The following is a 24,189-nucleotide window of genomic DNA, read 5'->3' on the forward strand; positions in this document are numbered from 1 at the left end:
AAGCTGATCATAGGATGATAATGTATTTTTTGATCTAATTTCTGTAACTGTTTCGTTTTTAGGAATTTCTAATTCCTCATTTCGGTTACAGAGAACCTGAATCTTTTCATTAGATATCTCATTTGGTACTCTGCCATTAACCGGCTATTATAGTAGCACTTAATGTGTTTAGGATAAATTTTGGCAAAAATAAATTCCCCCACATACCGATCAGGTACAGAATAGTGACAATTATCAATACAGACAGTAGAGTATTTGTCTACTCTAAGTTCAGCAGTCCGTGCTGAATCATACGGAGGGAGGTGAGGGAGTAAAACTCTCTTTCTTCCTCTAGTATTTCTAGAGCACTTTTATTATTGTTTGCCGCCTGGGGCTTAGAGTTTAGATGTTCACAAACTTGGGCCAAGTATTCTTGAGCTTTTAGAATAGAGTCAAATTCATCTTGAAAGCTAAAAGCTTTTCTTCTGACAATACTCCACACTTCTCTCTACATGGCCCTTCTCCCATCCAGATTTAGCGTTACAGAATCTAAAGTCAAAGCCATAGTATAGGGATAATTTTAATAGTGATTCAGTCGGTTCTTTTTCTGAAAGGCCAACAAATTTTTTAACTGCTACTCTAGTGTTATCGTATACTAACTGATGGTAACTCCCTATAAGGTGTTCAAAGAAAACTGCATGAGCTTGTAGAAAACTTTCTGTTTTTTGATTGTAAAACAGTACGGCATACCTGTAATTACCAAGGGCACTTGTGAACACTGCTAGCTGTAATGTTATAGGCTTGCCATCGATGGTTAGTTTTACATCTCCCCAGTCAAATTCACAAACTTGGCCGGGGGAATAACTTTGCTTTATGTAAGACTTTCTATATTTTTTTCTAATGATCGTTTACATACTGTTGTGTAGCCAATGGTTGGGTACTTGGCGGTTCAATGATTTGAGTGTAGTACCTCGTATCTTTCGTTAATGACCTTGATAATATCCGCTATTGGCTATCCGCCAATAGCCTTTCCGAGTGCCCGCCTTTTTCCAGGATTTTTCTTTGGTTATTCCAACGTCTGAGGTTCTTAAGCCTCGCACTTATTTTCTTCCTCTGCTTCCACAAGTACATTCAATTCTACGCCTTATCCATTCGTTAAAGACAGTAATTCTATTCTTCATTTCTGCAATGGCAAAATAACCTGACCAGCCTGTAGTGATATTTTAAATTCTTTTGAATTGTTATCTGTCTCTGGTTCCACCATACCCTCGCAAGGGTAGCCTGTTTTCACAGTTTTCTGCTCTCTTTGCACTATCTCACCTTCTCTCTAGTTTAAAAGACTACCATTGTTTGGCCCTTCCCGTCTCCGGTACTATGACCTCTGCTGACTTCTTACGGTTCAACCATGCATCACTGCACGATTTGTCGCTGTGGGTTATTGGTTAAACCCTCTTGTCGGCAACCCCCCCCGTAAGACCTCCCCTGTTAAGAACGGTAACTTCCCTCTCATTGGTGGCAAATCACATAGGGCAATTCATCGAGAAATCGGGGTTGATAGAAAAGCAGTCAGGAAATACATTAAAGAATACGAGGCAAATAGAGCTGAACTTTCAAATGGGAAAGACCAAAGTGAGGAATTAGTTCAAAGTATAGAGGAAAAACCAAGATATGCTACTAACAACCGCAGTAAAGTAAAATTAACCGATGAAGTATTAGATCAAATTAAGTACCATCTTCAAGAAAATGAGAAAAAACGTAATAGCGGTTACGCTTTTGGTGATGTGGGAGGTCGGTAGATAAATAAATTAATTATCTACCTCCTCACTCGATTCTAGCGGTTAATGTCGATAAAAAAAATTAGACGACCCTTATGTTTTGACATTATTCCTAAACCCTACCCTTTATAATGATTGATACGTGACTAACTTTTAAAAATAGGGGTGAGGGTTATATGAACTCATACAACACAGATACTGTTAAACCTTACCAAAGAACGTATGAGAAGAACACAGTTTCTAGAAAAAAGATAGTAGATATATTAACAGCTATAGGTAGGAAATTAACAGGTTTTAAGATTCAAATATCTATGTATTATGTTATAACTTTGGCTTTTTACTTTTTTTCTGCTTTACTATTAACGAGAACAGAAATAAGGGGAGGGTTAGCTCCCTTAGCATTAGCTTTTCTTATCTCATTAAAAAAGGAACAATCTAGCAAGTTTAGTATAGCACTAACAGGAACAATTACTGGATTTTTTTTGACTCAAGGTTTATTAGAAGCTTTTATTCTTTTAGTACCTATAGCAATTTTTCAATTATTAGAGAAAAGTAATTTAACAAATTCTGTTTGGACAAGGATTACTATATTAATTACTACTTATTGTATTCTAAATATTATATATCAAGAATATGTTAGAGTGGGAACACTAGAGGTACTTCCAATTATGTTTGAAGGTGTACTGGCTTTGTTGTTTAGTATATTATTCTCTCCTGCAGTAAGTTTTTTTGAAAGAAACAATTTAATTAATCTACAAAATAAGGAAGATATGATAAGTATCTCTATTTTAATAGCTGCTGTATTTTTAGGAATTCATGGACTTTACATAGTATCGTTATCAGTTCAGCGTCTTCTTGGGATGATATTAGTTTTAATAGTAGGGTTTAATTATGGAGGAGGGAAAGGTGCTGCTATAGGAACCTTATTTGGTACTATTATTAGCTTCAATAGTTTAAGTTATTTAAGTATAGGGGCTTTAGCTTTTGGTGGGCTAGGATCTGGTATTTTTAGAGAGTTCGGGAAACTGCTTACAGCAACAGCCTTTGTGTTCTCAAATTTCTTAATGACTTTTTATCTTGGTGAGCCATATCTCATTGTAACATATTTATCTGAAGTGGTTATTGCCACTGGGGTGTTTTTAGCAATACCTAAAAAAGTTTACAAAACATATTTTCCGGATATAATAGATGATATCGACGGAAGTGTGGAGCAAGAGAAATCTAAACAAATCGTTAATTATAAAATGGATGAGTTCGCTGATCTATTTTGCGAAATTGCTGATATCTTTGGTGTAAGAGACCATAATAATGATAGGCAAGAGAGTCAATTAGAAGAGTTTGTTCAAACGGCTGCTGAAAAAGTATGTGGAACTTGTTCAAAGATGGAAAATTGCTGGGAGGAATATTTTTTTATAACATACAAAAACTTTCTTAATATTGTAAGTGGTCTAGACAAAAATAAAAAGCTAACACAAGAAGATTTACCATTATATCTCACGAAAAATTGTATTAGGCCAAATATGTTAATAAGTAACATGGAAAATGTTTTTAAACGGCAGTATTCATATTTAAAACAAAGAGAAAAAACAGAAGAAGAAAAAAGATTTTTAGCACAACAGCTTAAAGGTATCGGGAATGTATTGAAAAATCTATCAAAGCAAAAAAGTATTGAAGATTCGCAAGACGAAGAACTAGAAGAGAAATTCAAAACAAAGCTTAAGGAACATGGTTATAATTTTAATGCAATAAATATAATTTCAAAATCATTAAATGACTTACAGATTGAAGTTGTAGTGCCACAATGTAAGTGTGGACAGTGCCAAGGAGAACACCTCTCCATACTCGCTACAGAAACTTTAGGAAGAAAAGTAGCAATAAATAACTGGGATTGTTCTTATAATGAAGATAATTGCTTGTTACGGTTAAGACCAGAGCTTAATTATTATATAGTATCCGGAAGTTGTCAGGCAACGAAAGAAGGTGAATCTTTATCAGGAGATAATTATATTTCAAAGACTTTAACTACAGGAGAACATCTTCTATTATTAAGTGATGGAATGGGTTCAGGTTTTAAAGCTAACCAAGAAAGTAGGGAAACAATAGATCTAATATCGAAAATGCTTAATTTTGGGCTAGATAAAGACCTAGTAATTAAGTCTGCAAATTCTCTTCTTTCCATAAAAAATCGCGATGAAAGCTTTGCTACTGTTGATTTAGCTCTAGTTGACCTTTATACTGGTAGTGGAGAGTTTTATAAGGCTGGCGCTGTTTCTTCCTATGTTTTAACAAAAGATTTACAGGTAGAACGAGTAAGTACAGGTGCACTACCTGCAGGGATAATTGATAAAGTAGAGCCAAAAACAATCTCACAGAAATTGAATCATGGTGACTATATTGTTTTAGTTAGTGATGGTATTTATGATGCAGAAGAAGGGGATCGTTGGTTAGAAAAGGCTATTTCTGAATTGCAGCCTGGACACCCCCAAGTGATGGCGGATGCGTTAATGGATAAAGTGAAGCGAAGGTATTACGGTGAAGTGCCTGATGACATAACAATTTTGGTTAGTAAGGTTGTTTCTAAAAACTCTAATAAAGCTGCAACAATAAATTATTATGATATTAGCAGGATTTCATAAAGTGATGACGAACTAATTATGTATCGATTAAGAAATAAATTTAGTGTCTTGAGGGGTTACATATGAAAAGGCGAATAAAAAAATTCATTACTGTAAATGAGCTAATTAGAAAAGATGACAATGTTGTTGTGGGAGTTTCGGGAGGGCCTGATTCGGTAGCCCTCCTTCATGTGTTATATGTGCTCTCTAAAGAACTCTTATGTAACATATATATTGCTCATTTAAACCATGGATTCAGGGAAAAATCAGCTCAAGAAGATGCTTTATTCGTGCGAAATTTAGCTAAACAATATAAGCTTCCTATTGTGGAGGAAAAGTGGGATGTGACAAAATATATTAAAGAAAATAAACTATCCTCCCAACAGGGGGCTAGAATTAAACGTTATCAATTTTTTGAGTATGTAGCCGAAAAGTTAGGTGCAAATAAAATCGCATTAGCACATCACAAAGACGATCAAGTAGAGACGTTTTTATTAAGGTTACTACGAGGAACAGGAACTCAAGGCTTATCAGGGATTCCTGTGAAACGTTTTTTAACTGAAGAAATCGAAATAATAAGGCCTCTTTTAAATGTAACAAAAGAAGAAATTATTGATTATTTAAATAAACTTAATTTAACGTTTCAAACTGATCCTACTAATGAGGAAACAAATTATCAAAGAAATAAAATTAGGCACGAAGTTGTCCCTCTTTTGACTAATATTAACCCACAATTACCAGAAAGAATTTTTGAGACTATGGAGATTTTGGAAGAAGAAGATAACTATTTAGATAAAAAAGCTCAAAATAAATTTAATGATGCATTAATAGATTCTGAAGAAACAGTAGTTGCTTTGAAAGTAAGTGAACTAGTTAGCGCTCTAAAACCTATTCTAAGGCGAACTTTAATAAAAGGGGTGCGTCTTGCTTTAAACCTTATTGGCGCTCACAACAAACACGATGTCACGAAGCATCATATTGACCTTTTACTTGAAACTGTAGAGAGTGGAAACACAGGTAAATATATTAGTTTACCTGGAAAATTATCTGCATTTTTGGATGTGACTACTTACGGGAAAACTCTTAAAATCAAACCATTGTCACATATAAAAACAGAAGATATGATTCAAAAAAATCTTATCTTAAATGGTTGGACGTATTGGCCACTTACAGATGAATGGATTTATGCAGAAATTAAGGATATTAGTGAATTTAATGGAAATAATGATAATATCAAGAATAAGAATCAAAAAAAAGCATATCTTGATTATGAATGTATTAATTCAGCTCTTATAATTAGAAGTAGAAAACCAGGAGACAGGTTAATTCCTTTAGGAATGACTAATAATAAAAAATTAAAGGATTTTTTAATTGACAATAAAGTGCCTAAAGCGTATAGAGATAAGCTACCTTTAGTAACTTTAGATGATCAAGTTTTATGGGTTGTTGGATATCGGATTAATCATAAGTTTAGGGTCACCTCTAAGACAAAGAAAATATTATATTTAGAAGTTATGAATAACGAAGAGGGGTAAAGGAGGAAATAATATGGAACAAGAAAATTTAAAAGAATTAATAAGTAAAAAAGAAATTCAAAATAAAGTGAAGGAGCTTGGAAAGCAAATATCTGAAGATTATAAGGGTGAGGAAATTCTTGCAATTTGCGTACTTAAGGGTTCTTTTGTTTTTACAGCTGATCTATTAAGAGAAGTGACTGTTCCAAGTACAGTGGAATTTTTAGCTGTGTCTAGTTATGGAGCAAGTACCGAGTCAAGTGGTATTATTAGAATCTTAAAAGATCTAGATTGTAGCATTGAAGGCAAGCATGTAGTAATTGTAGAAGATATCATCGATACAGGATTAACTCTAAACTACCTTATGAAAACTTTATCTACAAGAAAACCTGCATCACTTAAGGTATGCACACTTTTAGATAAACCGGAAAGAAGGGAAGTTGATATGAAGGCTGATTATGTGGGCTTTGAAATTCCAGATGAGTTTGTAATTGGTTACGGGTTAGATTTTGCCGAATACTATAGAAACTTACCTGGAGTTTATATTAAAAGTGATGAATAACATTTGGTAGATATGAGTTGTTTTAATATTATACCTGTGTTATAATATTATGATGTATATTTGTTGAAATGTGTTTGATAAGAGAGGAGGGCTCTAGTTGAATCGCTTCACAAGACAGGCTGTTTTATATCTACTTATTTTAATGATTGTAGTCGGTATTTATCAACAAATTACCCAGGGACCAGAGGCACAAGAAGAAATCCTTTACAATAAATTTGTTGAGCATGTAGAAGAAGGAAATATTAAGGACGTAGATATCACAGATGGTGAAATTGAAGGAACTTTAGAGGACGGGACAGAATTTGTAACAAGGGATCCCGGTGATCCGGAATTAGTACCAAGGTTATTAGCAAACAATGTTGATACAATGGGTCATGAACCACCAGGTCCCCCATGGTGGGCATCGTTATTTACGTATATAATCCCATTTGTGTTAATTATAGCCATATTCTTCTTTTTTATGCAGCAATCCCAAGGTGGCGGCGGTCGAATGATGAACTTTGGGAAGAGCAAAGCTAAGCTTCATGAAGGAGAACAGAAGACTAATGTTAGCTTTGACGATGTAGCAGGTTCAGATGAAGAAAAAGAAGAACTTGTCGAAGTTGTGACATTCTTAAAGGAACCACAAAAGTTTATTGACCTAGGGGCTAGGATTCCTAAAGGTGTCTTACTTGTAGGTCCACCAGGGACGGGTAAAACCCTACTAGGAAGAGCTGTTGCTGGTGAAGCTGGTGTACCTTTCTTTAGTATCAGTGGTTCAGACTTTGTTGAAATGTTTGTTGGTGTAGGTGCTTCTCGTGTTCGTGATTTATTTGAAAACGCTAAGAAGAATTCACCTTGCATTGTTTTTATTGATGAGATTGATGCTGTCGGGCGACAAAGAGGTGCTGGATTAGGTGGAAGTCATGATGAAAGAGAACAAACTCTTAACCAATTACTTGTTGAGATGGATGGTTTTGATGTTAATGAAGGAATAATAATCATGGCAGCTACAAACCGTTCTGACATCTTAGACCCTGCTTTATTACGTCCTGGAAGATTCGATAGACAGATAACAGTTAATGCACCTGATTTAAAGGGAAGATCAGAAATTTTAAAGGTACATGCACGAAATAAGCCTTTAGAAGATACTGTAGATATGGATGTGATAGCTAGACGGACTCCTGGGTTCACTGGTGCTGACATTGAGAACCTAATTAATGAAGCTGCAATTTATGCCGCTAGGAAGAACAAAAAGAAAATTAGTATGAAAGAACTCGAAGGAGCCATAGATCGTGTGATGGCAGGTACTGAGAAAAAGAGCCGTGTTATAAGTGAATTCGAGAAGAAAATTGTTGCTTATCATGAAGCAGGTCACGCTATAGTAGGGTATCTGCTCCCCCATACAGACCCAGTGCATAAGGTGTCTATTATCCCTCGTGGAGGAGCTGGTGGTTTCACATTAATGCTACCAGAAGAAGATAGATATTTTATGACGAAAACTGAACTTTTAGAACGGGTAAGTACATTACTTGGAGGAAGAGTAGCTGAGCAGCTAACTCTTGATGAAATCAGTACAGGGGCTCAGAATGATCTAGAAAGATCAACCACTATAGTTAGGCAAATGATTATGGAGTACGGAATGAGTGATAATTTAGGACCTATTACCTTAGGTAGTAAGCAAGATCAAGTCTTTTTAGGTCGAGATATAGCTAGAGACAAAGATTACAGTGAAAACATTGCATATGCAATTGATAAAGAAATTAGTACAATGGTTGAAACAGCGTATGAAAAGGCTGAAAATATTCTTAGAGAAAATGCTGATGTACTTGAAAATATTGCTCAAGCATTAATGGAAAGAGAAACTCTCACAGCAAAGGAAGTAAAGCTCTTAATGGAAGGTGAGGAACTACCTCCCATGGAGGAGAGCTCAGAAGAGTTAGACTTATTAGCTGAAGAACAAGAAGATAAAAAAGATACTATAGACTTTAAAGATGAACATACTGGACAGAAAGACTCTGATGATATTAATGTTAAGATTGACTATCGAAACAAAAATAAAGATGAGGAATAGATTTATTAAGAGGTGAGCTATTACCTAGACCTTTGGCTGGGATAATAGTTGGATTACAAAAATGTGTTTTAAATTCTACGAAATGTCCGGCATTCCTTTTAGGAAGCTGGAACGGAGGTGGACTTATTGAATACTAGGAAGCTAACTATTGGTGGTATTTTAGCTGCCTTATGTATTGTGATGAGCCTTACTCCCTTGGGGTTTGTGCCTGTACCGACACCTGCTGGTGCTGTAACCACAATGCATATACCAGTCATTATTGCTGGGATATTAGAAGGACCTATAGTTGGAGGAGTAGTTGGTGGTATCTTTGGTTTAACTAGCTTCATAAGGGGAGGACAGTTTTTTGGTGATCCTGTAATAGCTATTTTACCAAGATTACTAATCGGTCCGGGAGCTTATTACTTTATGCAGCTTACAAAGAAAATCTTTCGATCACAAAATTTCTCTATTTCAATAGGGGCATTTATTGGAACTATAATTAATACTGTGGGTGTATTGATATTAGCTTCAATACGAGGGTATATTCCAGTAGAAGGTGCTTATATAATATTACTGACTCACGGAATCCCAGAGATAATCATTGCTATAGTAGTAACTGTAATTATCGGTAGAGTGATTGTAAACCATATTGGTGGTACTTCAAAGAAAAAAATACACAGTTAAAGAATAAAAAGGGGCTGTTCCAAAAGTAAAAGCTTTTGGGATTAAAGCCCCTTTTTATTTAAATGAATATAAAAAACAAGCAAAGAATCATGTATTATACTTCAAGGTAAAGAGCAAAAGCAGTTAGAGAACAATTACCTTTTATGTGGATAGCAGTACGATAAAACCTGATTCTAGCTTTAGATCAGAACGAATGAAACATGTAATAGATGAAGTACTTACATCAGTAATAGAGTTTTTGTACAAGAGGTTACCTAAAATTAGAGAATTACTTTTTAGATGGAACAAAAATAGAGGTGATGCAAATCCTATAGCGTTGTATGGAAGAAATCTACTGATTGTTATGAAGCTGATTTACAAGCCAAAATAAGAAAATTATTAGAAAAAATAGATTCCGAAAACGTTTATGAAATTGAACTTTATGGAGATAAAGATTTAGACGAGTTAGGAGAAGCAGGTCAGATAAATAGTGATGACTTAAAAATACCGCAGATAAACTGGAATCACGTTTAGAGGAAGATTAAAAACCGAAAATTCACAAAAAAGTCAAAACTATAAAAAAGATCGTCACCATGGAAAAAAGCTCTCTTCAAAAAGAAAGGTCGAAGTGGAGAGTAGAGCATATATGTTTGGGACAGTCCCTTTTTATTCTTTATTTTTCTAATAATAAATAATGAAGAGAAACAGGAAAAAAAATTTTTATATAGAATAAATATAAAATAGTGGCAAAATTGGTACTTTTTTGCCAGAAACTATAAAGGAGGGTTAATGTATGAAAAGTGATATTCAGATTGCACAAGAAGCTCCTATGAAACCTATTAGAGACATTGCTTACGACTTAGGAATTAAAGACGAAGAAATTGAGTTGTACGGGGATTATAAAGCAAAGATATCTTTTACAGCTTGGCAAAGACTGAAAGAGGAACAAGATGGTAACCTGATCCTAGTGACTGCAATTAGTCCTACTCCTGCTGGTGAAGGTAAGTCAACAATTACTGTAGGGTTAGGTCAAGCTTTAAAGAAACTTGGAAAAAAATCTATGGTTGCACTTAGAGAACCTTCTTTAGGTCCAAGCTTTGGAGTAAAAGGAGGAGCTGCTGGAGGCGGATATTCTCAAACTGTACCTATGGAAGATATTAACCTGCACTTTACTGGAGATATTCATGCTATTACTACCGCACATAATCTACTTGCAGCGGCAATCGATAATCATGTACATCATGGCAATGATTTAAATTTAGATGTAAGAAGAGTGAGCTGGCGTCGAGTAGTAGATCTTAACGATAGAGCTCTAAGAAATACATTAGTTAGTTTAGGCGGAAGAACGAATGGTTTCCCAAGAGAAGATGGGTTTGATATAACAGTTGCTAGTGAAATTATGGCCATCCTTTGTTTAGCAGTTGATATTAAAGACTTAAAAGAAAGATTATCTAAAATCATCATAGGATACACTAAAGATAGAGAACCAATAACTGTTGCGGATTTAAAAATGCAGGGGTCATTAGCTGTACTATTAAAAGAGGCAATTAAACCTAATTTAGTCCAGACTTATGAAAATGTTCCAGCTTTTGTACATGGTGGACCTTTTGCTAACATTGCTCACGGTTGTAACTCAGTGATGGCAACACAAATGGGTGTTAAACTTTCTGATTATCTTGTAACAGAAGCTGGTTTTGGAGCTGATTTAGGTGCTGAGAAGTTTTTCAATATTAAGTGTAGATTTTCAGGACTTAAACCTAAAGCATCAGTAGTAGTTGCTACTGTTAGAGCCTTAAAAATGCACGGTGGAGTTTCTAAAGATGATCTTAAAGAAGAGAACCTAGAGGCACTTGAAAAAGGGGTTGAAAACCTTGAAAAACATTTAGAAAATGTAAGTAAGTTTGGGGTTCCTGCAGTTGTTGCTGTGAATCGTTTCCCAACTGACACAGAAAAAGAACTTGATTTATTAATTAAGAAATGCCAGGAAAAAGGTTATCGTGTTGCTTTAAGTGAAGTGTTCACTAAAGGTGGCGAAGGTGGTGAAGAATTAGCTAAAGAAGTTATAGACATTGTTGAAAATGAAGTTTCTAACTTTAGAACCTTGTATGATACAGATAAGTCAATACCGGAAAAGATAGAAACAATCGCGAAAGAAATTTATGGTGCTTCTGGAGTTGAATTTACTCCTCAAGCTAAGAGAAATATTAGAGGATTAGAAAAACGAGGATTAGATCGTGTTCCAGTATGTATGGCTAAAACGCAATTTTCATTCTCTGATGATCCTAAACTTATGGGAAGACCCAAAGATTTCAACATTACTATAAAAGAAATAAAAATTTCTGCTGGGGCAGGATTTGCGGTAGCTAAGAGTGGAAATATTATGACAATGCCAGGGCTGCCGAAAGAACCAGCGGCTGAAAGAATTGATATTGATGATAATGGGCAGATTACTGGTTTATTTTAGTGTGATAAAACAGAAACTTCCCACTACAATTCACAAAAGTTAAATAAAAAAGATGGTCTCTGATCTAAGAGGCCATCTTTTTTTATGTGTGCTCAGCATGAGTATAAGCTATAGGGTGAGGGATTAGAATAGCGTTGACAGATGTCATAGTACTTGGTAGTTTAAGAGAGCAAGGAAGGACCGATGCAATTATGTAAGATAATTACTAGACATTTATCTGTTTTGAAAAACAGATAAACTAAATACCTACCTTGTTGAGGAAGTGGTGAATTTCACGGGGGACTTAGGGGGGGAATGGTTCACTCAGGGGATCATGTCTTAATGTTGAAAATGGTCATGTTACGGTAGAACGTGAACGAAGCCCTAAAGAGGGTAGAAAAGAACAGTGGCGGTAATGTGTTGATAAGATGCCCGTCAAATTCATACAAATAATCCCTATTGATACAAGTTCTTTTAATAATATTAATAGAAAAATAGTAAATAAAGTTTCAATGGGTAAGTGGTAATAAACTGATTACAGCTATAATAGGTAATAATATATGATTGACATGGTCAAATATTATAACTATGAGAATGGAAGCCATAGTAATTTTGGCTAATGATTTTAGTTTATTTAAATCATGTAATATATTTAGGTAATTCTACTAATTTACTATTTAGACTGTCAATGTTCTTTGAAAATGTCACCTAAAAACGCATAAATTTGTTCAGAGAAAATGTCACCCCCCAGGAAGGTAGACCGAGTCTTAAACTCGGTCTCTGGAATTAAGTATAGCATCTAAAAGTTCTTAGTCATCCAAGTCGAAACTCACATCAGTTCTTTTGTTCTGTTTTTTTCAAGGATGCCTTTCATTTGGAATTGTTTTAGTTTTAGGTGATCGAGTTTATTTGACTTTATTTACTGCTTTAGAAGTGGAATGCTTGTCTACTATTTTTGTGTCAAACACTATATCTTTATATTTCGCTTTAACTCCAAATTTAGGAGTAGATAGGACAGCAACTTTAGATTTAGGAACCAGTTGACTATTTTTATCTAAAATTTGATAAGGTTAAGCATCTATTTGTACTAAAAGTCCCATTTTATCCTTGCGTTTGCGTCTGTGATGGCTTTTACTCTTCTTGTGCTTTTTAGGGCTAGAAATCCCGACTATGAGCTTTTCAGTATTTTCTGAAACAGAATGGGTGGGCTTTCTACCTCGGTTTTTATGTATGACAAAACTAGGTCCTTCTAGTTGTACTCCTTTCTTTAGTCGTTTGATTTGTCGCTCACTGAGGTATAAAGCCTGAGCTGCATCCTTAATGGTCAAGTAACCATCAATTATTTGATTGATAATATTCAGTTTTTTTATTTCTTCTTGAGTCATTTGATATGTCACCTTTTTAGTCATAGTGACATTTTTACAGAACATTCTTAGGGTGACAATATCACAGAACAATTACACTAATTTACTATTTAGACTTGACAGTTTTGAACAAGGTGTTAAAATCTTATTGAGTTTTTAAGTTAATATTGATGAGGTGAGTAGCTATTACTACTGAAACTAAGATAAATAGAACAAAATTAAATATTTTAGATCTATTAAAGTCTAATACTTATGTTTCTGGAGAAAATATGAAAGCTGATCTTAATATCTCTCGCACAGCAATTTGGAAAAATATAGAAGGATTAGTTGATCTCGGTTACGGAATAGATAGAGTGAGAGGCAAAGGGTACTATCTTATATCTATACCAGATTTATTATATCCTTGGGAATTAGATCAAAATATTAGAGAACAATTTGATATGACACATTTTAGTACAATTGATTCTACCAATAGATATGGACATTCAGTAACTTCACCACACATTGTATTGGCTGAACAACAAACTAGTGGTAAAGGTAGACTCGGACGAAGCTGGGCTTCTTTTCATGGTGGAATATATTTTTCGTTAGTTATTAATCCTAACTGTTCAATGGATGAGATTCCTACTTTACCATTAGTGATAGCCACTGCTATTGCTAGAGTTTTTCGAAATCATTTAAATATACATGCTCAAATAAAATGGCCAAATGATGTGTTAGTTAATGATAAAAAAGTTTCTGGTATATTAGTAGAGCTTTCTGGTGAAACTGATGCACCTCAAAAAGCTATTATTGGCGTAGGAATCAATGCAAACCAAACAGTTGAAAACTTTCCTTCTGAGCTACAAGATAAGGTAGCTACCTTAAAGAAGATAAAGGGAAAACCTATTGATCGTAAAGTTTTACTATGTAAAGTTCTTGATGAAATAACAATTCTACTTAACATGCTTAATGAAAACATATCTGATGTTTTAAACATATGGAAAGAATTTTCCTGTACGTTAGGAAAAGAAATTACTGTTAAACAGGTTTCTTCAAGAAATTTAGCGGGATATGCAATAGATATAGATGAGCGAGGTGCACTAATTATAGAGACTAAACATGGGAAAGAGAAAATTTTAAGTGGAGATACATTCCATAATTAAGACTAGACGTGCTATGAATAGTCAAGTATAAATTTTTCAAAGATCAGTGATTTCTTAACTATCAATAGCATGTCTAACTAACTCTATTGTATAAGGAGGTAATAATATGTTATTAGCTATCGATGTTGGTAATACAAATATAGTTCTTGGATTATATAAAAATGATGAACTTCTAGGCCATTGGCGTATAGAGAGCGACAAGTCCCAAACGGAGGATCAATATGGAGTGCTAATTGAAAATTTATTTTATCACAGCCATTTAGAACCAAATTCTATAGATAATATAATAATAAGCTCAGTTGTCCCGCCTTTAACTCAAACACTTACTAGAATGAGTGTTAAGTTTATGAACATAAAGCCGCAGACTGTGGGGCCTGGGATAAGGACTGGGGTAAATATACAATATGATAACCCAAAAGAAGTTGGGGCAGACAGAATAGTAAATGCGGTAGCAGGGTACGAACTGTACGGTGCACCTCTAATTATTGTGGATTTTGGTACTGCGACCACTTTTTGTGCTATATCAAGACAAGGGAATTACTTAGGTGGTGCTATAGCCCCAGGTATCTCTATTTCTACAAATGCTCTATTTGAAGTTGCAGCAAAACTACCTAGAGTAGAATTAACAAAACCTGAAAGAGTAATAGGGAAAGATACTATTTCAAGTATGCAATCTGGTATATTTTATGGTTTCATAGGGCAAGTAGATGGGATAATTAAAAAAATGAAAAAAGAATTCTCGAGAGAACCAAAGGTAATTGCTACTGGAGGAATGGCACAATTTATATATCGAGAGAGTGAAACAATTGATGTTTTAAATACTTTCCTTACATTAGAAGGTTTAAGAATAATACATGAAAGAAATCAGTAAGAATAGAGAATTTTCATAATCTTGACAGATAATTCGTAGCATAGTAAACTAAGATTGCAAAGCGAAAGTGAAAACTTTAACATTTAAAAAGCCGATAATTTAAAGACGTGCTATCAATAGTATAAAATTTCAAAGATCAGTGAATTCTTAACTATGAAAATAGCATGTCAAAACTAACTCTATTATACAAGGAGGCTATATACGAGGTTTAGGGTTGGCCTTGTTTAATGTGGTTGCTATTGAAATGATGTTGTACTCTCTAGCCAATGTAGAGTCAGTTATTATGTAAATAAAGCTCATACAAAAGAACTATTTGAAAAGGAAGCAAGAGTTTCTGATAGAGCTATCTACCATATCTATGAAAAGGAGAGTGGAAAATGAATGAAAAAAATAAAGAGCATATCACAATAGTTGGGTTATCGATTGTATCTGCATTAATAACATATACATTAAATGTTATTGTAGGGTATGGTCCATTTATTGCTAATGGATTTGTTGGCATATTAGCAGCTTTACTATTACCAAAAGGTTTAACAGCTGCGACATATACGGCTTCTTTTGTTGGTATGTCAGATGACTTTGTAATTCCGTCATTAACAATTGCTGCTTTGGCTGGTCTGATAGTTGGAATAATGATTATAATAACTAAACCTATTCTTGCTGGTTGGGGAGGAAAAGGCGGAACAACAGCTGCATTGTCTGTGGTGTTGACACTAGCTGTTATTAATATTTTCAGCTTGTAAAAGGAGCGTGTTGAAAATGTCAGAAATCATAATAATTTCAATTGCTATTTTAGGTACAATGTTAACTTATTATATAAGTGTACACTCAGGTAAAGGAAATGTTATGGCTTCAGCTGTGGTTGTTTTGCTGGCAGGGATAATCTTAGAACCCCTAGGTACTTCTTATGCAGGGATTCTAGCAGCTGCTTCTTATGTAGGAATGGTCTCACAGGAAAAAGTAACAGATTTTCGTGATTGTGCAGTGGTAGGGTTGATTTGTGCGTTGATATTTTTAGCAACAGATTCTGTAAATGTTGGAATTGGAGGTAGACTAGGTACAATTGCGGCACTATCATGTGGAACTTTCTTTGGGTATCAGCGTCTACTAGAAAATGTGGACATGCCTATTTTAAATACAAAAAAAGTAAATAAATCCTATTAGACTAAAATATATCACCCCGTGTAATTCTGTTTTATTAAGTATAAGTAGAAGGAATTTAACTTTAAAGTAGAACTTAGAGTATAAATACTTGTTAACCTCCAAAACAGACTGACGGGGTGGTTTTTTATTGATATTACGAATTAGCTAGCTTAAACATCATTTTATTTGACTAACAGTATGGGTTAGCCAATCAGTAAAGACGTTAACAGAAAATGAAAAGTTAGCAGAACAGTTCCGCAATTAGATTGTGGTGCATGTGAATCCCATCATGTAGATTTTTAGCTAAAGGAATACCTCACATATTAAAAATGCGTCAAAAAGACTTTTATAATTCTAGAGGTAAGTTAAATATGTAACTTAATCTAAGTGAGGTGGGAGTTTGAAATTACAAGAATTGGTCAATGAATTAAAGTTAGAAGTCATTGTTGGAGATGATCAACTAAATAAAGAAGTTATAGGTGGTTATTGTTCTGATTTGTTGAGTTTTGTTATGTCAAATTGTAATAAAAACAATATCTGGGTCACACTTCAGAGTCACCCTAATATAGTAGCTTTGGCATCTTTAATTGGGTTATCAGCAGTGCTGATAGCAGAAGGGGGCGAAGTTGAAGAAGAAACTATTAATAAAGCTAAAAGGGAAGAAACGATTATTATAAGAACAGATCAAAATTGTTATCAAATCGTAGGCAAATTATACCAACTAGGTATTAATAGTGAAGAATAATTGTTGGTATAAAGGAGATCCTCACATTCATTGTGTGTTATCTCTATATGTACAGGTTTCGATATGGGCCCCAAAAACATACTAACTACTAGTAAAAATAATTGGATTGATATTATTGCGATTACAGATCATAATACCGGGTTAAACATTCCAGCTTTTAAAAAACAGCCAAAGTATTTGGTATAAACAGTTATACCTAGAATGGAAGTACAAACAAAATAAGAAATACACTGTCTATCTATTTTCCGAATCATGAAACAATGGCTTTATTTGATCTGTATTTTCGAAAACACTTTCTAATACACGAAACAATGAAGACATAGTAAAAGAATATCTTATAATAGTTTTTTCAGAGACGCATGAATTTATACATATAAGAATGAATACAAATTATACATGGTTTCTTTTAAAGGAACCATGTTGGATGAAAAAAGAAGTTTTTACTAAACAGAAAAGGTGGTGTTTATTAAAGTTTTTAAGAACAAGAGAAATTTTAACTTTTAAAGAGTCAGGATAAATATAAATAGGAAGGGGGAGGTATTGTGGCTGAATGTAAGTGCGATCATGCAGTAAAGAAACAAGAAGAGGAACAAGTAGAAGAAATTTTATCTGAGTTTAAAGACCAGGAAGGTACCTTGATTTCAGCACTGCAAAAAGTACAAGACTTTTATGGTTATTTACCTGAAAGAGGAATGAAAAAAGTTGCCGATGCTTTTGATATGCCTCTAAGTAAAGTGTTTGGAGTTGCAACATTTTATGATCAGTTTCAATTACAACAAAGAGGTGAATGGGTGATTCGAGTTTGTACTGGTACAGCATGCCATGTACGAGGGGCCGCAGAAATCATTGACAGGTTGACTGAAGAGCTTGACATTCAACCAGGAGAAACCACCGAAGATCTGAAATTTACAATAGCGCCTGTAGCTTGTATTGGTTCCTGTGGATTAGCGCCTGTTATTATGGTAAATGACAATACTCATGGTCGTTTAACCCCTGATCAGATTCCTGAGATAATAGAAAAATATAAATAGATATGAAAGAATTATCACTACATTTATTAGATTTAATACAAAACTCTATCGAAGCTTCAGCAACTAAGATATATGTAAAAGTTTATTTGAGTTATGTTAATGATCAACTTATCATTGAAGTTATAGATAACGGTAAAGGTATAGAGGATAGTTTGAAAGAACAGGTGACAGACCCTTTTAAAACTACTAGGACAACACGAAGGGTAGGACTAGGGTTATCCTTACTTGAAATGAAAGCAAAGCAGTGTGATGGTGGAATTAAGGTAGAGTCTAATTTAAAGGGGCTAGGAACCAAGGTATCAGTTTGGTTTAAATATAGTCACTGGGATAGGCCTCCAATTGGTAAATTAATAAATACTATAATAACTGTTTTTCAAGCTAATCCTGATCTTGATTTAGAATTTAGTTATCAAGTGGAAAATTCTAATTTTGAATTTTCTACTGAGGAAGTAAAAGCAGTCCTCAATAAAGATGCATTTAGAAATTTGAAGGTGCTTAACTGGGTTAAGGAGTATTTAGAAGAAAACATACAGTTAAATGGGGGTGACTAAATTTGTCTAAACTAAAATCATTAGAAGATTTAAAAAGATATAGAGAGCAAGCAAAAGAAACTATAAAAGCTAGGAAAACTAATGAAAATCTACTTATAGTAGGGATGGGTACTTGTGGTATAGCTGCAGGTGCTAGGGAAGTTCTTAATGTGTTCATGGAAGAGTTAAATAAAAGAGAATTAAGTGATATAACAGTTACACAAACTGGTTGTATTGGGATGTGTGAAAATGAGGTGTTAGTAGGTGTTAAAAAGCAAGGTGAGGAGAGAATTACCTATGGTAATGTTGCTCCTGAGGATGTTCCACGAATAATTAATGATCATGTTGTTAATGGAAAAATAGTTAACGATTTAGTAATAGGAAAACCTCAAAGTAAATAGGGAGAGGAGGGGTAAAAATGGAATCATATAGATCTCATGTTTTAATATGCGGAGATACAGGCTGTAATTCATCCGATAGTCCCCAAATACAAGAGAAATTTACTGAAGAATTAGAAAAAAATGGGTTAACTAATGAAGTTAAGTTAATAATAACTGGTTATCATGGCTTATGTGAGCTAGCCCCTATAGTCATAGTATATCCAGAAGGGACTTCTTACTTTAAAGTATCGCAAGATGATGTCTCAGAAATTGTTGAAGAACACTTGCTTAAAGGTAGGACTGTAGATCGATTAATGTATCATGACCGTGACAGTGAAGAGAAAATTCCTTACTATAATGAAATTGACTTTTATAAACAGCAAGAAAGAATCGTATTAAGAAATTGTGGTTATATTAACCCAGATAGTATTAATGAATATATTGCACAGGGTGGCTACGAAGGACTAGCAAAAGCTCTTGTTGAATTTGAAAGAGAAGAGGTTACAGAAGAAGTTATTAAATCAAATTTAAGAGGTAGAGGAGGAGCCGGATTCCCTACCGGGGAGAAATGGAAGTTAGCGGGTCAAGAACCTGCCGAACCTAAATATATGGTGTGTAATGCTGATGAAGGTGACCCGGGTGCATTTATAGACAGAAGTATTTTAGAGGGGGACCCTCATAGTGTTATAGAAGGTATGGTAATAGCAGGATATGTTATTGGGGCTGAAATTGGTTATGTATATGTGAGAGCGGAATGCCAATTAGCAGTGCGTCGTTTAAGGATGGCAATTGAACAAGCTGAGCAATTGGGGCTTTTAGGTGAAAATATTCTTGGAACAGGTGTAAACTTTACTTTAAAAGTAGTAGAGGGTGCAGGAGCATTTGTATGTGGTGAAAGTACTGCGCTTACTAGAGCCATAGAAGGTAGAAGAGGAATGCCACGACCTACTCCTCCAAGATCTACAGAACAAGGATTATGGGGCAAACCAACAGTTGTAAACAATGTTGAAACATTAGCATGTGTACCGTATATTTTAGCAAATGGCGCTGATTGGTTCACTAATTACGGTACCCCAAAAAGTCCTGGAACTAAAGTTTTCGCGTTAACAGGTAAGGTGAAAAACACTGGTTTGGTTGAAGTTCCAATGGGGACAAGTATTCGAGATATTGTTTTTGATATCGGGGGCGGCGGAATACAACAAGACAATGAAATAAAAGCAGTTCAGATAGGAGGCCCTTCAGGCTTTTGTCTTCCTGAAGATAAATTAGACCTACCTGTTGAGTTTGACACGTTAGATGATGCAGGTGCAATGATGGGTTCAGGTGGTCTTGTAGTAATGGATGAAGAGACATGTGTAGTTAATGAGTCTAAACTTCACTTGAAATTTATTCAATCTGAATCTTGTGGAAAATGTACTCCATGTCGTGAAGGCACAAAAAGAATGTTAGAAATATTAGAGCGAATTACCGAAGGTAAAGGCCGATCTGGAGATATTGAATTAATGAAAGAGCTTGGCGATATGATAATTAATACCTCTTTATGTGGGCTAGGTAAATCAGCACCAAACCCAGTTTTAAGTACACTAAGGTGTTTTGAAGATGAATATAAAGAGCATTTAGAGAATGAAAGATGTCCTGCTGGTGTATGTTCAGATTTAGTTAAATATCAAATTGTTCCAGATAATTGTATTGGATGTACTGCTTGTGCAAGAGTTTGTCCGGTAGATGCGATTTCCGGTGAAAAGAAACAGCCACATGAAATTGATCCTGATAAATGTATTGGGTGTGGCGAATGTTTAAAAAAGTGCAAGTTTGAAGCAGTAGTTTTAGGATAACCTTCATTCTAGAGTATAAATGAAGAAAAGGGGGAGAGGGAAGATGAGCTTTGTTACCGTAACTATTGACGGACAAACCATAGAAGTTCCTAAAACTGCAACAGTTTTAGAGGCTTGTGAACAAGCGGGAAAAAAAATTCCTACGCTTTGTCATCAAAAAGACCTAGAAATAGTAGGAGCTTGTCGTATGTGCGTGGTTGAAGTTGAAAATGTAGATAATTTACCAGCTTCTTGTGCGTTACCTGTTAAAGATGGGATGGTAGTTAAAACAAACACTGAAAAAGTTCACAAAGCCAGAAAAATGGTTCTTGAGCTGTTATGGGCAAATCATCCAAATGATTGTTTAACGTGTGAAGCAACTGGAGACTGTAAGTTACAAGACTATTGTTATGAGTACGGGGTCAAAGAATCTCGTTTTGAAGGAGAAGTAAGAAAAGTAGATGCAGATATTTCAGGTAAGTTTATTAAGAAAAATCCAGTAAAATGCATACTGTGCGGTAAATGCATTAAAGTTTGCCATGATATTCAAGGGTCGCAAGCCATTGACTTTATCGGTAGAGGTTTCTATAAAAAAGTTTCTACCTTTTATGACCACTCTCTTGATGAATCTTCCTGTGTCAACTGTGGGAACTGTATTACAGTGTGTCCAGTAGGGGCTTTAGAATCAAAGCCTACGAAGGGAAAAGGAAGACTCTATGAATTTGATAAGGTTAAAACAACTTGTCCATATTGTGGAGTGGGTTGTACCTTTAATCTAAACGTGAAGGACGGAGAAGTAGTTGGGGTGTCCCCTAATGATGAGGCAGTAGTTAATGATGGATATTTATGTGTCAAAGGTCGTTTTGGTACTGGATTCATTCAAAGTGATGATAGACTAACTAAGCCTTTAGTTAGAAAAAATGGTGAATTGGTTGAAACTAACTGGAATGAGGCTTTAAGTAAAGTTGCAGAAAACTTAACAATGTTAAAAGAAAAATATGGAGGGGAATCATTAGGATTTTTAACCTCAGCTAAATGTACCAATGAGGAAAATTATCTATTTCAAAAATTTGCACGAGCAGCTGTTGGAAGTAATAATGTTGACCATTGTGCTCGCCTCTGACATGCTCCTACAGTGGCCGGTCTGGCCACACAGTTTGGAAGTGGAGCGATGACAAATAGTATTGGTGAAATAGAAGAGACTGAGGCAATTTTCGCTATAGGTACTAATACTACTGAGGCACATCCTATAATTGCTCAAAAAATATTTAAAGCTAAAAAGAAAGGTGCTAAACTAGTTGTTGCTGATCCAAGGAAAACAGGAATTGCGGAAAAAGCAGATGTTTGGCTACAGAATCTACCGGGAACTAATGTTGCTTTATTAAAAGGTATGATGAAGGTTGTATATGATAAAGGGTTAATAGATAAAGAATTTATTAAAAATAACACAGAAGACTTTGAAGAATTAGAAAAGAACTTAAAGGATGTTTCATTAGATCAAATATCAGAAATAACAAAAGTGCCAAAAGAGAAAATTGAACAGGCAGCTTTGATTTATGGTGAGAATGGTAAAGCTTGTATACTATATACAATGGGCATAACTCAATTCACAACAGGTACAGATGGAGTGTCTTCAATTGCTAACTTAGCAATGATGACAGGGAATCTTGGGCGTGAAAGCACTGGTGTCAATCCATTAAGAGGACAGAATAATGTACAAGGTGCTTGTGATCTAGGAGGACTTCCTAATGTCTATACAGGGTATCAAAAAATAGCTGATAAAGAAATTGTTAATAAATTTTCTAAAGCGTGGGGGACAGATTTAAACCCTCATCCAGGAAAACCTGTTACCGAGATAATTAACTCTGCAGGTGAAGAAATCAAGGGTATGTACATTATGGGTGAAAACCCTATGGTAACAGATGCTAACTTATGTCATGTGGAAGAAGCTTTTGAAAGTTTAGAGTTTTTAGTAGTACAAGATATTTTCTTAACAGAAACTGCACAAAAGGCAGATGTTGTGTTACCAGCTAGTTCATATGCAGAAAAAGATGGAACATTTACTAATACTGAAAGAAGAGTTCAAAGAGTACGTAAAGCTATTGAACCTGTAGGAGACAGTAAACCTGATTGGCAGATAATATGTGAACTTTCATCAAAAATGGGACTGAAAATGGAATATAGTCATCCAGTAGAGATTATGGATGAGATTAGAGAAGTTACACCAAGTTATAAAGGGATTACTTATGATCGTATAGAGAAAAATGGCATTCAATGGCCGTGTCCAACAGAAGATCATCCTGGTACAAAGTATCTTCATAAAGATGGTAACTTCAAAAGAGGCAGGGGAAAGTTTGTGGCTATAGATTACAAACCGCCTGCAGAAAATGTAGATCAGGAATATCCGTTTATTTTAACAACTGGACGAATGTTATATCACTACCATGCAACAATGACAAGAAAAGTAGCTGAGTTAAATGAAAAGGTTTCTAAAGGTTATGTAGAGATAAATAATGAAGATGCTGAAGATTTAGGGATTATCGATGGTGATATAGTGAAAGTTTCTTCACGTAGAGGAGCTGTAAAAACACAAGCTATGGTAACTGAAAAAATAGCTTCAGGTGTGGTTTATATGAACTTCCATTTTGCAGAAGAGGCTATCAACCAACTAACTAATGATGCTCTTGATCCTAAAGCAAGAACACCTGAATTAAAAGTGAGTACTGTAAATATTGAAAAAATAAAAGAAACTAAGTCTAAATAGTAGATGAGAACCTTTCCAAATAAGGGGATTTGGAAAGGTTCTTTTAATGTTTAACTCTTTAAAGTAAAATGTAAATTAAAAGTGGTAAAATGGAGGCTAAATTTAAAGCGCAGCCAGTACATGGTCAGCAAGACCCTTGTCTAGTAACTGGAGCTATAAGCAAAACTGTTGGAGAAGAAGGATATCTAGGTTTAGAAATCTGATTAATAAAGTTATAAAAGAAAATACTATTGTTCTGTACCTTCTACTTTGAAACATCAACAAACTCTACTTAAAAATAGCGCTTAGAGGTTTTATCATAACTAGCAAAAGATAATAATTTATGCACAATTGTAGACAATACTATCATAACCCCTTATTCACATAAGCCTTTATAATATGGTGTAGATGCAGTAATTCACAGTGCTATTATATATGTTTGTTGTTACTGATGCAGTAGGCGGTTTATTAATTAATTCACAGAATTTATAAGAGTCGTCACTCATTTCTCGTAAATTTAGACATGAAAGGTTCACGATTTAGATAATGTAAACAGTTAAAATTATGGTTATTTTTCTAGAATATAGAATGAATTTATGTTAAAATGATTATGACTAATTAGTTATTATTATTAAGAAAGGAGAGTTTTTATGAAAAAATATGTATGTACTGTTTGTGGTTGGGTATATGATCCTGAACTAGGTGATCCAGATAATGGTGTTGCGCCAGGAACGGCTTTTGATGATATTCCTGAAGAATGGGTTTGTCCGGAATGTGGTGTGGATAAAAGCATGTTTGAAGAAGAGTAATATAAATTATGCGGGACCACAGATGTGG

The 24,189-nt window shown here is 34.7% G+C and carries 23 protein-coding genes and 2 pseudogenes; 20 read left to right on the plus strand and 5 right to left on the minus strand.

Annotated elements, in window-relative coordinates:
- Window positions 1-68: 68 nt before the first annotated feature.
- The 4 genes and pseudogenes from CDO51_RS15460 to CDO51_RS15055 all read right to left on the minus strand — a co-directional run.
- Window positions 69-251, minus strand: a pseudogene (locus tag CDO51_RS15460) (Mu transposase domain-containing protein); the annotation flags it as partial.
- 198 nt (window positions 252-449) lie between these two features.
- Window positions 450-758: a hypothetical protein gene (locus CDO51_RS09355; RefSeq protein WP_240503538.1), complete on the minus strand. Its 309-nt coding sequence runs from the start codon at window positions 756-758 to the stop codon at window positions 450-452.
- A gap of 321 nt (window positions 759-1,079) precedes the next feature.
- Window positions 1,080-1,160 carry a hypothetical protein gene (locus CDO51_RS15465; RefSeq protein WP_089024010.1) on the minus strand — a complete coding sequence of 27 codons (81 nt, stop codon included), beginning with the start codon at window positions 1,158-1,160 and terminating at the stop codon, window positions 1,080-1,082.
- A complete protein-coding gene (locus tag CDO51_RS15055) occupies window positions 1,157-1,291 on the minus strand; it encodes a hypothetical protein (protein WP_276207018.1) in 135 nt (44 codons plus the stop codon). Before CDO51_RS15055 ends, CDO51_RS15465 begins: the two co-directional genes overlap by 4 nt.
- Window positions 1,292-1,409: 118 nt before the next feature.
- On the opposite strand from CDO51_RS15055, the gene CDO51_RS09365 reads away from it, so the two are divergent.
- The 9 genes from CDO51_RS09365 to CDO51_RS15060 all read left to right on the plus strand — a co-directional run bounded on the left by CDO51_RS09365 (window position 1,410) and on the right by CDO51_RS15060 (window position 12,630).
- Window positions 1,410-1,775, plus strand: coding sequence for a hypothetical protein (locus CDO51_RS09365; protein WP_089024011.1), 366 nt, complete (start codon window positions 1,410-1,412; stop codon window positions 1,773-1,775).
- Between the two features lie 155 nt (window positions 1,776-1,930).
- Window positions 1,931-4,390, plus strand: coding sequence for a stage II sporulation protein E (gene spoIIE, locus CDO51_RS09370; protein WP_089024012.1), 2,460 nt, complete (start codon window positions 1,931-1,933; stop codon window positions 4,388-4,390).
- 62 nt (window positions 4,391-4,452) lie between these two features.
- Window positions 4,453-5,904: a tRNA lysidine(34) synthetase TilS gene (gene tilS, locus CDO51_RS09375; RefSeq protein ID WP_089024013.1), complete on the plus strand. Its 1,452-nt coding sequence runs from the start codon at window positions 4,453-4,455 to the stop codon at window positions 5,902-5,904.
- Between the two features lie 13 nt (window positions 5,905-5,917).
- Window positions 5,918-6,445: a hypoxanthine phosphoribosyltransferase gene (gene hpt / locus CDO51_RS09380; RefSeq protein ID WP_089024014.1), complete on the plus strand. Its 528-nt coding sequence runs from the start codon at window positions 5,918-5,920 to the stop codon at window positions 6,443-6,445.
- A 97-nt stretch (window positions 6,446-6,542) separates the two neighbouring features.
- Window positions 6,543-8,498 carry an ATP-dependent zinc metalloprotease FtsH gene (gene ftsH / locus CDO51_RS09385; protein ID WP_089024015.1) on the plus strand — a complete coding sequence of 652 codons (1,956 nt, stop codon included), beginning with the start codon at window positions 6,543-6,545 and terminating at the stop codon, window positions 8,496-8,498.
- 117 nt (window positions 8,499-8,615) lie between these two features.
- Entirely contained in the window at window positions 8,616-9,164 is a 549-nt protein-coding gene (locus CDO51_RS09390; protein ID WP_420811492.1) for an ECF transporter S component, read from the plus strand.
- Between the two features lie 145 nt (window positions 9,165-9,309).
- The gene (locus tag CDO51_RS13540; protein WP_143824711.1) at window positions 9,310-9,534 is read left to right on the plus strand and encodes a hypothetical protein; all 225 of its coding nucleotides are present in this window, start codon (window positions 9,310-9,312) and stop codon (window positions 9,532-9,534) included.
- Window positions 9,535-9,936: 402 nt separating this feature from the next.
- Window positions 9,937-11,607, plus strand: coding sequence for a formate--tetrahydrofolate ligase (locus tag CDO51_RS09395; RefSeq protein WP_089024016.1), 1,671 nt, complete (start codon window positions 9,937-9,939; stop codon window positions 11,605-11,607).
- A gap of 888 nt (window positions 11,608-12,495) precedes the next feature.
- Entirely contained in the window at window positions 12,496-12,630 is a 135-nt protein-coding gene (locus CDO51_RS15060) for a hypothetical protein (RefSeq protein ID WP_276207019.1), read from the plus strand.
- Between the two features lie 29 nt (window positions 12,631-12,659).
- Here CDO51_RS15060 and CDO51_RS13545 read toward each other — a convergent pair.
- Window positions 12,660-12,971: pseudogene (locus tag CDO51_RS13545) on the minus strand (helix-turn-helix domain-containing protein); the annotation flags it as partial.
- Between the two features lie 203 nt (window positions 12,972-13,174).
- On the opposite strand from CDO51_RS13545, the gene CDO51_RS09405 reads away from it, so the two are divergent.
- The 11 genes from CDO51_RS09405 (at window position 13,175) to rd (ending at window position 24,161) form a co-directional block, all read left to right on the plus strand.
- The gene (locus CDO51_RS09405; protein WP_276207020.1) at window positions 13,175-14,095 is read left to right on the plus strand and encodes a biotin--[acetyl-CoA-carboxylase] ligase; all 921 of its coding nucleotides are present in this window, start codon (window positions 13,175-13,177) and stop codon (window positions 14,093-14,095) included.
- Window positions 14,096-14,201: 106 nt separating this feature from the next.
- Window positions 14,202-14,966: a type III pantothenate kinase gene (locus CDO51_RS09410; RefSeq protein WP_089024017.1), complete on the plus strand. Its 765-nt coding sequence runs from the start codon at window positions 14,202-14,204 to the stop codon at window positions 14,964-14,966.
- Window positions 14,967-15,343: 377 nt separating this feature from the next.
- A complete protein-coding gene (locus tag CDO51_RS09415; RefSeq protein ID WP_089024018.1) occupies window positions 15,344-15,709 on the plus strand; it encodes a hypothetical protein in 366 nt (121 codons plus the stop codon).
- Window positions 15,710-15,725: 16 nt separating this feature from the next.
- Window positions 15,726-16,130, plus strand: a complete 405-nt coding sequence (locus tag CDO51_RS09420; RefSeq protein ID WP_089024019.1) for a hypothetical protein — start codon at window positions 15,726-15,728, stop codon at window positions 16,128-16,130.
- Window positions 16,131-16,509: 379 nt separating this feature from the next.
- Window positions 16,510-16,854, plus strand: a complete 345-nt coding sequence (locus CDO51_RS09425) for a DRTGG domain-containing protein (RefSeq protein ID WP_089024020.1) — start codon at window positions 16,510-16,512, stop codon at window positions 16,852-16,854.
- A 542-nt stretch (window positions 16,855-17,396) separates the two neighbouring features.
- The gene (gene nuoE, locus CDO51_RS09430; RefSeq protein ID WP_089024021.1) at window positions 17,397-17,885 is read left to right on the plus strand and encodes an NADH-quinone oxidoreductase subunit NuoE; all 489 of its coding nucleotides are present in this window, start codon (window positions 17,397-17,399) and stop codon (window positions 17,883-17,885) included.
- 2 nt (window positions 17,886-17,887) lie between these two features.
- Window positions 17,888-18,436 carry an ATP-binding protein gene (locus CDO51_RS09435; RefSeq protein ID WP_089024022.1) on the plus strand — a complete coding sequence of 183 codons (549 nt, stop codon included), beginning with the start codon at window positions 17,888-17,890 and terminating at the stop codon, window positions 18,434-18,436.
- 2 nt (window positions 18,437-18,438) lie between these two features.
- Window positions 18,439-18,816, plus strand: coding sequence for a (2Fe-2S) ferredoxin domain-containing protein (locus CDO51_RS09440; protein WP_089024023.1), 378 nt, complete (start codon window positions 18,439-18,441; stop codon window positions 18,814-18,816).
- A 17-nt stretch (window positions 18,817-18,833) separates the two neighbouring features.
- Window positions 18,834-20,630 carry an NADH-ubiquinone oxidoreductase-F iron-sulfur binding region domain-containing protein gene (locus CDO51_RS09445; protein ID WP_089024024.1) on the plus strand — a complete coding sequence of 599 codons (1,797 nt, stop codon included), beginning with the start codon at window positions 18,834-18,836 and terminating at the stop codon, window positions 20,628-20,630.
- 43 nt (window positions 20,631-20,673) lie between these two features.
- Window positions 20,674-23,373 carry a formate dehydrogenase subunit alpha gene (gene fdhF, locus CDO51_RS14730; RefSeq protein WP_089024025.1) on the plus strand — a complete coding sequence of 900 codons (2,700 nt, stop codon included), beginning with the start codon at window positions 20,674-20,676 and terminating at the stop codon, window positions 23,371-23,373.
- Window positions 23,374-24,002: 629 nt separating this feature from the next.
- Window positions 24,003-24,161 (plus strand): rubredoxin, encoded by a 159-nt coding sequence (gene rd / locus CDO51_RS09455; protein WP_089024026.1) that lies wholly within the window; start codon window positions 24,003-24,005, stop codon window positions 24,159-24,161.
- The last annotated feature ends 28 nt before the right edge of the window (window positions 24,162-24,189 follow it).

The organism is Natranaerobius trueperi, assembly GCF_002216005.1.
Taxonomy (GTDB): domain Bacteria; phylum Bacillota; class Natranaerobiia; order Natranaerobiales; family Natranaerobiaceae; genus Natranaerobius_A; species Natranaerobius_A trueperi.